The organism is Leptolyngbya sp. CALU 1928 (genome assembly GCF_056784215.1).
On the sequence record NZ_JBXBCE010000001.1, the window covers coordinates 3,228,184 to 3,243,393 of the forward strand.

16 protein-coding genes are annotated in these 15,210 nt (G+C 50.0%); 9 read left to right on the forward strand and 7 right to left on the reverse strand.

The genetic code is table 11. The features are described 5' to 3' along the window. Nucleotides 1-26 precede the first annotated feature (26 nt). Nucleotides 27-1,268: a bifunctional ornithine acetyltransferase/N-acetylglutamate synthase gene (argJ, locus tag AC1S5B_RS15040; protein ID WP_482036483.1), complete on the reverse strand. Its 1,242-nt coding sequence runs from the start codon at nt 1,266-1,268 to the stop codon at nt 27-29. A gap of 107 nt (nt 1,269-1,375) precedes the next feature. Continuing rightward, nucleotides 1,376-2,782: a 23S rRNA (uracil(1939)-C(5))-methyltransferase RlmD gene (gene rlmD / locus AC1S5B_RS15045; protein WP_482036484.1), complete on the reverse strand. Its 1,407-nt coding sequence runs from the start codon at nt 2,780-2,782 to the stop codon at nt 1,376-1,378. 176 nt (nt 2,783-2,958) lie between these two features. On the opposite strand from rlmD, the gene AC1S5B_RS15050 reads away from it, so the two are divergent. From AC1S5B_RS15050 to AC1S5B_RS15065, 4 genes are all read left to right on the forward strand, one after another. Next, the gene (locus tag AC1S5B_RS15050; protein ID WP_482036485.1) at nt 2,959-3,921 is read left to right on the forward strand and encodes an alpha/beta hydrolase; all 963 of its coding nucleotides are present in this window, start codon (nt 2,959-2,961) and stop codon (nt 3,919-3,921) included. Between the two features lie 139 nt (nt 3,922-4,060). Then, a complete protein-coding gene (locus tag AC1S5B_RS15055; RefSeq protein ID WP_482036486.1) occupies nt 4,061-5,782 on the forward strand; it encodes a phosphatidylglycerol lysyltransferase domain-containing protein in 1,722 nt (573 codons plus the stop codon). A 66-nt stretch (nt 5,783-5,848) separates the two neighbouring features. After that, the gene (locus AC1S5B_RS15060) at nt 5,849-6,355 is read left to right on the forward strand and encodes a DUF2721 domain-containing protein (protein WP_482036487.1); all 507 of its coding nucleotides are present in this window, start codon (nt 5,849-5,851) and stop codon (nt 6,353-6,355) included. Nucleotides 6,356-6,514: 159 nt separating this feature from the next. Next, complete coding sequence (locus tag AC1S5B_RS15065) at nt 6,515-7,000, forward strand: allophycocyanin (RefSeq protein WP_482036488.1); 486 nt, start codon at nt 6,515-6,517, stop codon at nt 6,998-7,000. Between the two features lie 134 nt (nt 7,001-7,134). Here AC1S5B_RS15065 and AC1S5B_RS15070 read toward each other — a convergent pair whose 3' ends face one another. Next, on the reverse strand, nt 7,135-7,950 hold the full coding sequence (locus tag AC1S5B_RS15070) for a DUF429 domain-containing protein (protein WP_482036489.1): 816 nt from the start codon (nt 7,948-7,950) through the stop codon (nt 7,135-7,137). A gap of 65 nt (nt 7,951-8,015) precedes the next feature. On the opposite strand from AC1S5B_RS15070, the gene AC1S5B_RS15075 reads away from it, so the two are divergent. Continuing rightward, nucleotides 8,016-8,351 (forward strand): hypothetical protein, encoded by a 336-nt coding sequence (locus AC1S5B_RS15075; protein WP_482036490.1) that lies wholly within the window; start codon nt 8,016-8,018, stop codon nt 8,349-8,351. A 103-nt stretch (nt 8,352-8,454) separates the two neighbouring features. After that, the gene (gene ndhO, locus AC1S5B_RS15080) at nt 8,455-8,673 is read left to right on the forward strand and encodes an NAD(P)H-quinone oxidoreductase subunit O (RefSeq protein WP_458650914.1); all 219 of its coding nucleotides are present in this window, start codon (nt 8,455-8,457) and stop codon (nt 8,671-8,673) included. 17 nt (nt 8,674-8,690) lie between these two features. On the opposite strand, the gene cobQ is transcribed toward ndhO, so the two are convergent. Both cobQ and AC1S5B_RS15090 read right to left on the reverse strand, forming a co-directional pair. Then, entirely contained in the window at nt 8,691-10,166 is a 1,476-nt protein-coding gene (cobQ, locus tag AC1S5B_RS15085; protein WP_482036491.1) for a cobyric acid synthase CobQ, read from the reverse strand. A gap of 105 nt (nt 10,167-10,271) precedes the next feature. Next, nucleotides 10,272-10,679, reverse strand: coding sequence for an Npun_F0494 family protein (locus tag AC1S5B_RS15090; RefSeq protein WP_482036492.1), 408 nt, complete (start codon nt 10,677-10,679; stop codon nt 10,272-10,274). 247 nt (nt 10,680-10,926) lie between these two features. Between AC1S5B_RS15090 and AC1S5B_RS15095 the strand changes: the two genes are divergently transcribed. From AC1S5B_RS15095 to AC1S5B_RS15105, 3 genes are all read left to right on the forward strand, one after another. Then, nucleotides 10,927-11,196 carry a hypothetical protein gene (locus AC1S5B_RS15095; protein WP_482036493.1) on the forward strand — a complete coding sequence of 90 codons (270 nt, stop codon included), beginning with the start codon at nt 10,927-10,929 and terminating at the stop codon, nt 11,194-11,196. 150 nt (nt 11,197-11,346) lie between these two features. Beyond that, the gene (locus tag AC1S5B_RS15100; RefSeq protein ID WP_482036494.1) at nt 11,347-13,536 is read left to right on the forward strand and encodes a pentapeptide repeat-containing protein; all 2,190 of its coding nucleotides are present in this window, start codon (nt 11,347-11,349) and stop codon (nt 13,534-13,536) included. Between the two features lie 92 nt (nt 13,537-13,628). After that, nucleotides 13,629-14,111 carry a hypothetical protein gene (locus AC1S5B_RS15105; RefSeq protein WP_482036495.1) on the forward strand — a complete coding sequence of 161 codons (483 nt, stop codon included), beginning with the start codon at nt 13,629-13,631 and terminating at the stop codon, nt 14,109-14,111. Nucleotides 14,112-14,126: 15 nt separating this feature from the next. Here AC1S5B_RS15105 and purN read toward each other — a convergent pair whose 3' ends face one another. Both purN and AC1S5B_RS15115 read right to left on the reverse strand, forming a co-directional pair. Further along, nucleotides 14,127-14,768 carry a phosphoribosylglycinamide formyltransferase gene (purN, locus tag AC1S5B_RS15110; protein WP_482036496.1) on the reverse strand — a complete coding sequence of 214 codons (642 nt, stop codon included), beginning with the start codon at nt 14,766-14,768 and terminating at the stop codon, nt 14,127-14,129. A 76-nt stretch (nt 14,769-14,844) separates the two neighbouring features. Beyond that, nucleotides 14,845-15,189, reverse strand: coding sequence for a hypothetical protein (locus AC1S5B_RS15115; protein WP_482036497.1), 345 nt, complete (start codon nt 15,187-15,189; stop codon nt 14,845-14,847). Nucleotides 15,190-15,210: the final 21 nt, after the last annotated feature.

Sequence of the window (15,210 nt, forward strand, 5' to 3'; positions counted from 1 at the left end):
ACGTTTTCATCTCTTCACCCATCCAATCAAGTGGTGTATTCTGCATTAATTTTGACGTAATCATAGCTGAGGTCGCAGCCCCAAGCGGTGCCAACTCCCGATCCGTCTCCCACGCTGAGGGCAATCAAAACCGTATCATCCTGCAAATAGGTTCCGGCAGCGGCTTGTTTGAGATAGGCATTGGCAGCGATGCGATCGAAGGGTTGGGGTTGACCTTGATCCATCATCAAGAAATCGCCCAGTTTAATCTGCAAGTCGTCCTGATCAAAGGGGACATCGGCTCGCCCGGCGGCTCCAGCAATTCTGCCCCAGTTGGGATCACGCCCGAAAATTGCCGCTTTGGTGAGAGATGATCCGGCGATCGTACGAGCGATCTTCCTGGCAGAGGCATCATCGATTGCACCAGAGACTTGCACTTCGATCAGGCAGGTTGCGCCTTCGCCATCGCGGGCGATCGCCTTTGCCAAATAAATGCACACTTCCGTTAGCATTGCTTCCAGCTTGTCGGCCTCAGCCCCCGGCTCGGTAATTGCGGGAGTACGAGATTCGCCATTTGCCAGCGCCAATACCGTGTCATTGGTGCTGGTGTCGCCATCCACGGTGATTTGGTTAAAGCTTTTATCTACAGCGCGGCTTAACATTTGCTGCCAAAGCTGGGGGGAAACTGCCGCATCGCAGGTGATAAAACCTAGCATCGTCGCCATATTGGGGTGGATCATGCCGGAACCTTTGCAAATGCCGCCAATCCGTACGGGTCTGTCGCCAAAGGTGGTTTCTAAGGCGATCGTTTTTGGCACCAAGTCGGTCGTGCAAATTGCCTTAGCAGCGGTATCTGATCCAGTATCAGAGAGGGACTCCACTAGTTTGGGCAAGGCAGATTTCAAAATATCCAGCTTAATTCGCTGCCCAATCACGCCAGTGGATGCCAGCAAAATGGCATCGGATGAAACTCCTAACTGTTGGCTGAGGGATTGAGCAGACTCGATGGCATCCACGATGCCCTGCGCCCCAGTGGCAGCGTTTGCCTGTCCTGCGTTGCAAAGAATGGCACGGGCGTTGGGTCTGGCGCGCAGTTTATCCCGGCAGTAGTCTATGCAAGCGGCTCGAACGACGCTAAGGGTAAAAACTCCCGCTGCGATCGCTTCCACATCCGACACAATCAGCGCCAAATCTGGCAACCCAGACGGTTTTAATCCTGCGGTAATCCCTGCTGCTCGATACCCTTTTGGTGCCGTTACTCCACCCGAAATCACTTGCCATTCTGCCATGTCGCTCTCCCAAAATCACCATACTTGCGGCGATTATATCAGGGTCGGAGTCAGGCGACTGACATCTGAAGTACGGTTTGGTTGAGCCTGTAAACTGGCAACCTGCACTAGGAATCCGTTCTAGTTAGAAAAGCTGCACATTCCACATGGGCAGTTTGAGGAAAGAAGTCAGCAGGCTGAACACGGGTGAGGCTATAGGCTCCATCTTCGCACAGCAATTTTAGGTCACGGGCAAGGGTAGCGGGGTTGCAACTCACGTAGACGATGCGATCGGGCTGAATTTGCAATAGGGCTTTAATCACCGAGCGATCGCAGCCTTTGCGGGGCGGATCAAGAATCACCACATCCGGCTGCACTTTCAAAGTAGGCAACAGCTTCTCAACGGTGCCTACCTGAAACGTGACATTATGCAGTTCATTCAAGGCAGCATTCATCGCCGCTTGTTCAATGGCTTCGGGCTGCACTTCCAGACCGATCGCCTGTTTGGCTTGTTTCGCCAACGGTAGGGTGAGCGTGCCCACGCCGCAGTAAGCATCCAATACCACCTCAGTGCCTTGCAGGTTGAGTTCGGTCAGAATTGACTGCATCAGCGCCTCTGCGTTCTCAGTGTTGACCTGAAAAAAGGTATCCGGCAAAATTTGAAAGGTCATGCCCGCAAAGATTTCGTGGATATGGTGCTGTCCAGCGATCGGGTAGGATTCCTTGCCAAAAATCGCGTTGCTGCGATTGGGGTTAATGTTCAGCCCCACCCCTACTAATTCGGGGTAACGCTCCATCCACTCTGCCGCCTGTTCTTTCATCCCTTCCAGGTGACCCTCTTTGACCACAATGGTCAGCAACATTTCCCCCGTATGGCGACCAATACGGAAACTCAAATGGCGCAGCTTGCCTTGATGTTTAGTTTCGTCATAAATGCTCCAGCCGCGTTTTTGAATATCTTGCTTCACTTCGGCAAGCAAGGGATTGAGCCGCTGATCTTGTATGGGGCACTGGTTGAGGTTAATCAGCAAATGGCTCCCTTTTTGGTAGTAGCCGGCTTGCACCTGACCTGTGGGCGATCGCCGCATGGGATAGGTTGCCTTATTGCGATAGCCCAAGGCACCTGCCACCTGGATCATTGGGTCAATTCGCGGTTGTTTGAATCCGCCAATCCGCTCTAATGCCTGCAATATCTGATTTTGCTTTGCCTCAATTTGATAGGCATAGTCAACGTGCTGCCACAAACAGCCGCCGCATTTATCCGCCACGATGCAGCCCGGACGGATGCGATGGGGTGAGGGTTCTAGCAATTCATGCAGTTTGCCGTTGGCATATTGGGGCTTGACGCGTACTAACCGCACGATCGCGCGATCGCCCGTCACCGTATCGGGCACAAACACCACCCGCTGATTCACCCGCCCCACGCCATCACCGCTGTCGCTTAGATCGGAAATGACGACTTCCACCAGTTCGCCTTGCTGCCAGCGTGGGTCTTCTAACGGGGCGGAATCAACCAGATCGGGAGAGTATGTCATGGCGAAGTGTTCTGTGTAAATGCGCGATCGCGGAAGGAGGGCAGAGGGAATTGGAGGTCTAGTGGCATCGCTTATTAACGATTTGTCACCCTAAAGCCACTTGATCTCAATGGGAAACCAACAAATTTATACTATTCTGCGAACGACCATCCTAACAGGCACCGTGGATTTTCACCATGAAGGGAAGTATTAAAAAAATGTTGGTGATTAGCGCTGCCATTCTTGCCACTTTGGCAGCCGGTGGCTATTGGTATGTCTTCATTGCCGGGGTGCCTCAACTCGATTTAGCGCCGCCTGAGAAAAACACCGGGTTAACGTTTACAGCTAAAACCTTTTCCAGTAAGGCAATGGGCAGCGATCGCAGCTATGGCGTAGTGTTGCCACCCGGTTATGAGCAAAATCCCTCCAAACGCTACCCAGTTATTTTTCTGCTGCATGGCGGACATGGCAGTGAGCGAGATTTTCAAGATAAAGCGGCGTTAACTTCTGTGCTGCATGATTTATACCAGAAAAAGCGATTGCCGCCATCAATTGTGATTACGCCCGATGGCAGCGACAACCGGGGCAGCAGCCCGTTTTGGGACCCTGATTATTTTGATGGGGAAAACGGCAACGTGGGAACATTAATTGGGAAGGAACTACCAACGGTGGTCAAATCTCGCTATCGGACGCTGACTTCTCCACAATTTTGGGCGATCGGGGGCAGTTCCTCTGGGGGTTGGGGTGCCTTTAATATCGGACTTCGTAACTTAAACCAGTTCCATGTTTTGTTTAGCCACACGGGTTACTTTATCGATAGAAGCGGTTCTGCTAATAGCCCTCAGCAGTTTATTCAACAAATCCCTGCGGCTCAGCGCAAACAGATTCGAGCATATTTGGATGCGGGAAACGCAGATGCCAAATATCTTGACGCAACGAGATCGTTTCATCAAACGCTAAATCGATTGGGTATTGCCAATGACTTTCGGATATATCCCGGTGGACATGGCATTTATGGCAAAAATGTCGGCTGGAACTATTGGCGGACACACCTAACAGATTCCCTCAGCTTTGTGGGAAAGCAGTTTGAGGGTGCAGTAAAGACGGCTCCAGCAAAACCATCTCCAAAAGCGCCTGCCGCCCCACTATTTGTGAAGTGATCCCGACAAATATTCTATGTGAGAACACCTTAAAAGTGGCTCTGCCAAATCGCTCCAATCGGCGGAACCACAAAAATACATTCCAAGTCGGAGTCTTGAAACGAGATACATCAGTCAATCAGCCATGAACCCCCAAAATATGCCAAATCTAATCCCACCCAAACAAATTCCTGGCACGCTAGACCGCAAAACCCAAATTGGCTTGTGGACAGCCGCTTTGCTGACTGGTTTCGTGGGCATCATCAACTTGCTATCAGCCGTTACGCCGAGTTTGACAGAGCGACGGGATTGGCTAGAGCTATTTCTTCCCTTCGACGTGCGGGCAAGTGGACGGCTTTTTACGGCGATCGCGGGCTTTTTGCTCGTCGTATTAGCTGCAAACTTGCTCCGGCGAAAACGGGTGGCGTGGCTGCTCACGGTGGGGCTGCTAGTCACCTCCATACTCGGTCATTTGATCAAGGGATTTGACTACGAAGAAAGTCTGCTGGCAGGGGTGCTGTTGATCCAGTTGATTATTATGCGTCCGGTGTTTACGGCGCAGTCCGATCGTCCTTCCATTGCCCAAGGAATCCGGGTTCTGATTGTGGCGGTGCTGTTTACGCTAGCCTACGGCACCGCAGGATTTTACATTCTCGATGGGCGATTTAAGGTGGAGGGTCAACCGACGAATTTTGGGTTGATCCAATCTATTTTGCAAACTCTGGCGATGTTTTTTGCGGAAGATAATGCTGGACTGGAACCAGTCGGGCGATTTGCTAATTTCTTTGCAGATTCCATTTATATTGTGGGCGGGGTCACGCTCAGCTTTGCATTTTTGATGCTGCTGCGTCCGGTGCTGCTGCGGGGCGCAGCGGCAACTCCGGCAGAACGTCAACAAGCACGAGAAATTATCAATTTATACGGGCAGTCTTCTTTAGCGCGGCTTTCCTTACTGAATGATAAATCCTATTATTTCAGCCTGTCGGGTAAAAGTGTCGTAGCGTATGTGGTCAAGGGACGAGCGGCGATCGCCTTGGGTGACCCAATTGGACCGGAAGCTGATCGGCTAGAAGCCATTCGGGGCTTCCAACTATATTGCGATCGCAACGACTGGTTTCCCACCTTTTATGAAGCCGTTCCCGATCAGTTGCCCTTGTATGAGTCTCTAGGTTTTAGCCATGTCCAAATTGGTGAAGATGCCATTATTGACCTAACTACTTTTAACTTAAAAGGCAAGGCAAACCAAAATCTGCGGACTGCCATTAACCGTTTAACCAAAACAGGACATCGCGTTGAGGTGTTTGAGCCACCCATTAGCGATGACTTGATCGCCGAGCTTAAATCGGTGAGCGACGAATGGTTGAGTAGCAAAAATGGCTCGGAGAAGCGATTTTCCATCGGGTGGTTTCATTCAGAGTATTTGCAAGGCTGCCATATTGCTGTCGTATACAACGATCAAAATCTCGCGATTGCTTTTTCCAGCTTGCTTTCCGGCTATAACCGCAAAGAAGTCACCATCGACCTGATGCGCCACCGGACTGAGGTTGAAAAAGGCACCATGGAATTTCTATTTGTCTCCATGATGCAGCACTTTCAAGAGACTGGCTATGAAGGCTTTAACCTCAGCCTATCACCCTTGGCAGGGGTGGGAGCTAGCCCTGATGCTCGACGAGTGGAAAAAGGCTTAAACTACTTTTTTGAACACCTCAATCAGTTTTATAACTTCAAAGGACTGCACCAATTTAAAGAAAAATTTCAACCCCGCTGGGAACCGCGCTATCTTGTTTTTCTCAGCGTTACTCAACTGCCCGATATTGCGGTGGGCTTAGTCCGGGCTGATTCGGGCGATCGCCTGCTAGATTATTTTAAGCCTGGAGCCTAATAAGCGCACCTCGTACTTTCGCCCCCTGCACTCTGCACTCTCTAACCACCCTATTTTCTAACTATCATGCTGGTTGAAATGAATGCCGAATCCGTGGCTCGTACTATTCAACTGATTATTGCGCCAGCGGTGCTGATGTCGGTCTGTACGCTGGTGCAAAATGGCATTCTCACCCGGTATACCTCCGTGGGCGATCGCATGAGAAAGATTGATCAAGAGCGGCTGGAATTGCTTCTTAAAAGCAGCCAAAAAAGCAACACGGATGCCTATTGGAGAGAGCGCTTAAGCCTGCTAGATCAACAAGTTCCGGTTTTTGTTCGTCGTCATGGGCTGCTGCAAAAAGCCGCCCTCAGCATTTATGGGGCACTTTTAACGCTGATGTTGTGCATGTTTGCGATCGCCCTCTCTGTCATTTTGAATTCCAACTGGTTCGCGATCGCAGTGCTGGCGCTCTTCCTGATAGGGGCTGGCATTTTGGTTACGGGTGTCTTTTTCTGCGCCCTCGAAGTTCGCATTTCCCATCTGGCAATTTGTTATGAACTCCGCCGCCTTTCCGTCTGGGAGGAAATTTAGCAGCGGCGCATCTTTACAAAACTTTTTGATTTCTCATATATTTAGCGCGGTACTCTCTTGAGAGTGTGGCGAACCTTGCTGCGAAACAATAATTGTCTTTATTTGCGACCCCAAGACTCGTTAAACTATAAACCAATACCCTAAGACACCACGATAATTATGAGCGTAGTTAGCCAAGTCATTCTTAAAGCCGATGATGAGCTTCGCTACCCAACTTTTGGCGAACTCCAAGCCGTGAAAGAATACTTTCAAACTGGCGAACAGCGCACTCGCATCGTCGAAACGCTGTCTATAAATGAGAAAAAGATTGTTCAAGAAGCCAGCAAGCAGCTTTGGAAAAAGCGCCCTGACTTTATTGCTCCGGGTGGTAACGCCTATGGCGATAAGCAGCGGGCGCTTTGCCTCCGAGACTATGGCTGGTATCTGCGATTAGTCACTTACGGCATTCTTGCAGGCGACAAAGATCCGATCGAATCGATTGGTATTGTTGGTGCACGTGAGATGTATAACGCGTTGGGCGTTCCGGTTCCCGGTATGGCGGAAGCAATTCGTTGCTTAAAATTCGCCTCTGTGGAACTCCTGAGCGATGAGGATGCGGCAGAGGCTTCACCCTACTTCGATTACATTATTCAGGCGATGTCCTAGGCGTTGGCAAAGCCTCTAGGGCGTAGAATTGCGCCTGTTTTAACTCAACTTTCAATTTATTTCCCATAGTGGGCAATACTTCATAGCGTTTATCGCTATCTGTATTGTCTTCCGTGGGAATCTTTTTTGAGCCATCACTCGCCCCTCGCCATTTTTGGCATAGGCACGACGATGTAGCCTTCGGCGCGATTCGTGAAACGTTCGCGAAGCGTCTCCGTAGCTCTTGCTTCCCGCAGGGTAGGAGAGTCCCTATGGGAATCGCCCAGTACCAAATTTCGCTCAGTGCCCCAGTGCCACCAGTGAGCGGCGATATAGGCACAAATGAGGCTGTCTAGCTGGTCTTCTACGGCTTTCAGTTCGACCCCTTTGAACGGAATGGTTGGGATCGCGATCACGCTGAGGCTTACGTCTAAGGGTGGATCGTGCAGTGGTAAAGACTCATGGATGTAGTGGCGCAAGCGGGCAAGTTCGGGGCGACGCTCTGCCAGAGTTCCTTTTTTGTACTTCAAGATGCGCGGTAAGTCGAACAGATGAACGATCGCAGGGTGAGGAAAGGCTTCAATTTGGAAACGTCCTAGTTTTTGGGGTTGAATCGTGGGGGCATGGTGAAATCCTCGTTCTTCTAGGCTTAAGCCAAACGCCAACGTGCGCTGAGCAAAGGTAGAACCCAAGTTTGCCGGATAGCAGCCTGCATGGTACTTGCCAAAATGTTTGTGAGCTAAGCGATCGCAGAGACGCATCCCGGTTTCGTTGGAAATCAGGGTCGGCGCATCCACCGCCACCATTCCCGGCTGATCCAGTGGAAGCCAGCCATCAATCCAGGCGAGAATATCGGCGATCGCTAACACTCGCTGCAAATCCAGCAAGACCAGCTTGCCCGATCGCCACTCTAAACAACACAACCCACTCGCGCCTGAACTCCAGCCCAAATCAACGCCGATAAACTTCATAAGAGGTCGTTTATGCCAAAATATAGCCAGCCTGTCAACTCTATCAAGCTGGCTGGAGAATCACGATGCTGAAGCCACCAAATTGGGGGATTAAGTTGAATATGGGAATGCTGGTCGGCGCGATCGCGATCATTTTGTTAGTGATAGCAATCTTATCTAGAAAAACTGACCCGCAATCCAGCAGTTTCGCCCTCCTCTCTGCCCTATTGATGCTACTTGGCATAGTTGCCAATTTTGCAGTTCCCAAAATTCAGAACTTCCTGCATCGTCGTGGCTACCAACCTAATTCGTTTCATACCGATTGCTCGTCCGCGATCGGGTATACCGACAGCGGCGCAAATATAGATGGTGGTATTAGCTGTAATTTTGGCGATGGCAGCGGCTGCGATGGCGGCAGTTGATGCAAGCGGTTAGAAACATCTATCGTTCTAACTACTAACTTTTGCTTCCTTACGCTCTCCACACCTTAGAATATCGAAAGATCTTGATTGTGGTTGTGACCCTATGCCTATCAAACGCGGTGACTTTGTTCGTGCTATCAAAGACAAGCTAGAAAACAGCCTAGAAGCCCAAGCCAGTGATCCGCGCTTGCCGTCCTACCTGTTTACGAGCAAAGGCGAAGTGGTTGATCTCAGTGGCGACTATGCTTTGGTGAAATTTGGCATTACGCCCACGCCCAACATTTGGCTGCGGCTAGAGCAACTGGAGGAATTTAAGGATTAGCGATCGCCCCACTTGCGCTACTTGTTGGGTAAAAACGGGGTGAGGTTAAGGTGGGGTTCCACGGCATCGGCAAGGCTATCCAACATTGCCTCTCGCTGTTCGCGATAGTTGGCAACCCCAGTGGGCAACGATTTTAAGCCGCGTTGCTGCCGCAGGCGGTTTAACCAAGCTCGTCGCCACGGTCCATTATCAAAAATGCCATGCAGATAGGTGCCCCAAACAGAACGGCTTTCATCCACCATGCCCAAGTTCGCATCATCAAATAGAGCATCCACTCCAGTCGCTTCTTCCATCAGGCGCGATCGCCCTTGGTGAATTTCGTAGCCCGTGATCGGTAACCCCTCCTGAGGATAGCGGGAGGTCACCGTGCGTTGGCGGGCAATTTTTTGTCCGGCGATCACTGTTTTTAACGGCAATAATCCAATTCCCTTATAGCGCCCTTCCTGCCCTTCGATGCCTTCTGGATCTGCCAAAATTTTACCCAGCATTTGATAGCCGCCACAGATGCCCAGAACGGTTCCTCCAGCAGCTACATAGCTCTGGATCTCCTCTGCCATCCCTGTTTTGTGCAGCACAATCAAGTCGGGAATAGTGGTTTTGGAACCCGGAATAATCAGAGCATCAGGATGACCTAAGGACGATTTGGGAGAGATATATTTAATGGAAACGCTGGGTTCCGCTTCAAGAGGATCGAAGTCAGTGAAGTTGGAAATGCGGGGCAAGCGCAGCACGGCGATATTGATTTCGCTTGTCGGGTTGGGCGATCGCGTATCCATTAAACTGAGCGAATCTTCTGCGGGAAAGGCTTGATCGAGCCAAGGAATCACCCCCACAACTGGAATGCCTGTCCGTTCTTGCAGCCAATCGATACCAGACTGCAAAAGAGAACGCTGTCCCCGAAATTTATTAATCACCACGCCGCGAATCAAGGCACGTTCGTCGGCATCTAAGAGTTCTAACGTGCCGACCACATGGGCAAAAGCGCCCCCACGATCGATGTCTACGACCAGCATAGTCGGTGCATTTAACCGCTTTGCCACACGCATATTGGTTAAATCGCGATGCTTCAGGTTGATTTCCGCTGGGCTCCCTGCCCCCTCACACACCAGCATGTCGTAATCTTCGGCTAGCCGAGTGAAAGAATCTTCGATCGCCTGCCAACCCGGTTCAAAAAATTGTTCATAATATTCGCTAGCCCCAACCCGACCTGCTGCCTTGCCTTTGATGATCACCTGAGAGGTCATATCCCCTTGGGGTTTCAGCAAAATCGGATTCATTTCCACGGTTGGCAAAATTCCGGCTGCCCATGCCTGCACCGCTTGAGCATGACCAATTTCACCACCCGTATTCGTCACATAGGCATTGAGCGCCATGTTTTGTCCTTTGAAAGGAGCAACCCGCCACCCTCGACGGCTTAAAATTCGGCAAATTGCAGTGGTGATTAAGGATTTGCCTGCATGGGAGGTCGTTCCCACTACCATCATGGCTTTCATTCATGAACCTCCACGCAGTTTAATAAGGGATTAGGCAGACTGGCAGACCGTAAATATTCTGCATAGTTTGCCAGTTTTGTTCTTAAGGAAGTTGTTTGAATCACGTTAGATAGGCAGCCGAAACCAGCGCAACACTGCATTATATAAGCGATCGCCGACTGTGGGTGAATACCGCTGCGCTCCGGTGTGCTGCTGCCATTTATCGACCAATGATCGCCCCAATGGAGTCACCCTGAAACTATCGGTCAATCCCTGCCCATCCACCTCGCGCCGCAGCAGTCCTACTTGAATCAGCCAGAGTAACTCAGATTCTACTCGTAATTCTGATAAAGAGGTGACGGTATATTTATTCTGAACGCCTGTAGTATGCGCGATCGCGCCCAGTGCGACACTGTGCTGAATCATCGTTGCAAACAGCCTCAGCCGAAATGGAGCGCATCGCATCGCCCGGTCTGCCCTTAGCACTGTTTTGTCAGAATATTGGATGGATGGTCGGGGGTTAGTTGCGGTCATTATGAAGAAAATACTCAAAGCTTGAAAGAAAATTCAATTAAAAAGTTCTTTCTTAATTTCCTTCTTAATATTATGCAATTTTGCTGAAATAGGAATCTAGAACAGATCAAAATTGGGAAGCTAGGCGCTCGATAACTTTCTTCACTTCTCCATTAGATCGGATTCCAAGCTCAATTTCCTCGCCTGATAGAATAAGCAGATTAAGGACAGGGCTACAATCTTAGGTAAGTTGAGCAGAACTTCCGCCATGCTAAATGTCAAACTCAATTTGGAAACAGAGGCTTACCTAGTTGGAATGGCGAGTCGGGAAGCAACTACTCCTGAGGCATTGATCAAGTCCTTGCTCCATCAGCATTGGGGACGTTTGCAAACACCCAAGACAGTTGTTGAACGTTTAGGTAGACATCCCGAACCTTTTCTACAAGATGCATCACCGAACTTGTCAGAACGGAAACAGCGTAAACAAGCGATCGCAGATCTTCTGATCAAACGTCATCCCCAACAATTTCCCCAATGAGGTACCCGGCTGTCACTCTGATCGATAGCGGAATCCTTGTTGCTTATTCCAGTGCCAGAGATGATCACCATCTTCAAGTTTGCAAGTTTTTCGAGCAATATACGGGCAGACTGGTAACAACCCTTTGATCGAGTTTCTCTGCCAACCTAGATGCCTGCCCTTGCCCTTATGAAAGCCAGCGAAGTTTTAAAACGCTACGCCGCCGGAGAACGAGACTTTCGCCGCACCAACTTGCGGGGGCAATCTTTCAAAAGACAGGCTCTCTCTGGTGCAGACTTCAGCGAAGCCGACATCCGGGGGGCAAACTTTAGTAATGCCACTTTGAAAGGTGCAAATTTTGCTAGAGCGATCGCAGGACTGCAAAAACGCTGGATTTTGGGTTTGGCAAGCATTGCTTTAGCATCAGCAACAATAGCAGGCTCCACTTCAGCGGTCGTGAGTACTTTCGCAGCGTTTTGGTCTAACTCCACTAGAACGATTGAGCAAAATACCCTTTTTTGCGGTGTTGCTGTTTTGGCAATATTTATGGTTTTGATGCTCATATTCATTCAAAAAGGGTCGGCAATAGTCCCTCAGATCAAAGCCTGGATCTGGACATTAATGATCACCTTAATTGGCATTTTGACGGGTGCCGGATCTTGGGCTTTAGCTGGCAAGCAACCTGTTGCTTGGGCAGTAACCATAACGTGGGCTGGTGGGCTAGTCGTTTTGATCACATTAGCGCTGACGCTGATATTAGGATTAGCTGTGGGTTTAGAGTGGTCTAAGCGCAAAGTAATCGCTTTAGCTCAGTGCTTGATATGGGCTGTGGTTCTCGCTGAAGTTTTTGCTGTCGCTCGTGCGGGAGTTGCTTTTGCGATCGGATCTGGAAGCGACGTTGGACGCGGAGCCGGAGCAGGTGCTTTAGTAGTAGGTTTATTGGCGGGCTTTATTGCATGGCGAATTCTGAATGGTGGCGAAGATTTTTCGCTATTACGAAAATTTGCAGTTGGTTTTGCTGCGATGGGTGGAACGACATTTCGAGGTGCTGACTTAACAGACGCATGTTTTGCTGGGGCAACTCTCAGAGGAGTCAATTTATGGGAAGCGCAGTTCGCTCATACTGAGTTTTCTGGTGTAGTGGAACTTGATCGCGCTAGGCTTGGCAGTTCCATCTTGTCTAATCCTGCTGTAAGGAATTTGCTCGTTACTCGCGATGGTTGCCAGAAATCCTACATCAATGCCAATCTCCGAAATGTAAATCTTAATGGAACCAGTCCTCGCGATGGGGTCGATCTTAAAGAAGCCGACCTGAAAGGAGCAGACTTGAGCGGAGCTACTTTACACTATGCTGATCTACGAGGGGCAGACTTAACCGAAGCTCTTGTCTTAGGCACTGACTTTAGTGATGCATTTTTTACTGGAGCTTGTTTAGAGGGTTGGAACACTGACCACAACACCAAACTCGATCGCGTCGATTGTCAGTACGTTTATCTGCTGCGAAACCAGCAGGAGCGCCGTCCTAGCAGTGGCGATTTTGCACCGGGAGAATTCACCAAACTGTTTCAGGAAGTCCTCAGCACGGTAGATCTGATTTTTCGCAAAGGAATTGATTGGAAGGCGTTTGCCTATTCCTTTAATCAACTCGTTTTGGAGAATGAAGGCACCGAACTGTCTATCCAGAGCATTGAGAATAAGGGAGATGGCGTGGTTGTGGTGCGAGTGAATGCGCCGCCCGATGCGGATAAGGCAACGTTGCACCGTGAGTTTAATCAAACTTACGAAACGGCGGTGAAAGCGCTGGAAGCTAAATATCACGCAGAACTACAAGCTAAAGACGACCAGATTGTAATCTACCGTCAGCAGAGTGCTGATATGTTGGAAATCACTCGGCTAATGGCAAATCGACCGATTAATGTACAGGCGATCGCGGAGGCAAAAACCATGAACAACAGTAACGACAGCAGCCAAAGTTTCAAAGTAGGCGGCAATTTCAACGTTGAAGCGACTAATTCCGTCGTTAACCTACGCGACATCAGTGGTTCTGTGACCAACACGATCGCTCAACTGCAACAGTCCACTAATCCAGAATCGGCTCAGTTGGCGGAATGGTTGAAGGAGTTGCAAGGGGCGATTGAGGCGGAACCGACCCTCAAGCCTGAAGACAAGGCAGAAGCGCTAGAGCAGGTGGAAACGCTGGCGAAAGCGGGGGAGAAGCCAGAGGATGGAGCGTTGAAGAAGTTATCCAACACGGCTGTAAAGATTTTGAAAGGGACGATCGCAACGCTTCCCGATACTGCCAAACTTGCCGATGCTTGCAGCAAGCTCCTACCACTGATTCGAGGTGTGTTGGGCATCTAATTCCTGAAGCAATCCCTTTGTCACAGAATTGTCACGGCAGCCGATCACAATAAAAATGTTGAACCTCTAGTCAGTGAGTTTGGCAGTCAACCATGTTTCGTTTTGATGTGTTTTCTAATTCGGCAGCAAAAGCGTCTCTTTTAATCAGCGCGATTACTGGCAGTGTTCTTGCAGCTTCGGTTCTGACTGCGCCTTCCTCGTTTGCATCACAAGCCATGCAACTGGATTCCCCTGCGACTAAGTCAGAACCGTCTGACATGAATCCCGGTGCAATCGCGATCGCCGTGGGTGGCAGTGTGGCACTTTGTCTGGGAGTGACTGCGATCGCGGATCGCAAACGTTCGCCCTCTGCCCGTTGTTCCGCTGCCAATCCATCGCTTCAAGCTTCACAAGGTGTCAGTTTCAATCGGGCGAGTCGTTCCCTGCAACGCCAACTATTGCGGTTGCTCCACGAGGATCAAGCGATTGCCGAGCGACTATTCACGCAAGCCAGCCTTAGGTATCCAGGAGAAACTCCCAACTGGTACGCTGAGAAAGTGATTTATGACCTGGAGCGCGATCGCGGAGCGCGGTAAGCCACTAACAGCCTCCTACAACTGAGCGGCGATCGCGATCGCTTTGGGAAAAATGCGATGTTCTTGCACTTGAATCCGGGCTTGCAAGGTTTCCACGGTATCATCGGGCAAAATGGGAACCGCAGCTTGCATCAAAATCTGTCCGCTGTCTACTTCCAAACGCACCAGATGAACCGTGCAGCCTGTAATTTTCACTCCCACTGTAAACGCTTGTTCAATTGCGTGGGCACCTTTGAAACTCGGTAGCAAACTGGGGTGAATATTAATTACGCGATCGGGAAAGGCATCAATCAAAACATCCGTCACAATTCGCATCCAGCCTGCCATAATCACCCACTCTACGTCATGGTCGCGCAGGGTTTGGACGATCGCCCGATCGAGCGCTTCTCGACTCGCAAAATCACGATGATTCAGCAGTGCAGCGGGAATATGCCAACGGGTTGCCCGTACTGCTGCCTTTGCATCAGGATTGTTGTAGATTAGAACGTGAATTTTGGCATTCAGTTGACGATCGGCAATTGCTTGGGCGATCGCCTCAAAATTACTGCCGCTACCCGATGCCATCACACCTAGCTTTAGGGGGGCAACATCGGGGTTGAAAGGCAACTCACCGTCCGGCGAAATTAGGCTGGAGGAATCATTCGGCGCAAAAATCATCAACTGTTCAACGAAGATAATGGATCACGTTGATTATGCCAGCAGTTCTGCATAGTCAACTTTTTTGACTAGCAGATTAGGTATCGCGTCGGCGATCTCGTAATTCCCTTAAGATCCGGCGACTCTCTACCTGCATTCCTCTAATATCAGTTTGTATAGAGCGAATATCATTACTGTTCAAAGCGACCAACTGATAGGTTTCAACTCCCATTTGCACCAGATCTTCAACGCTTGCATACAAATCTGCGATCGCTGCTGTGTTAGCGCTCACCGCCTGAGTCAGTTGGTTAATCTGCATCTGCTGCTGCTCACTTTGCATCTGCTGCTGATCAATCTGCTGCTGAGTTGTTCGCTGGCTCTGCGCGGTTTGCAGCAATAATGATTCAATTAAATCCAAGCGATCGCTCGATTCGCTCATCATAGTCGTCCTTTTCTCGCTTTG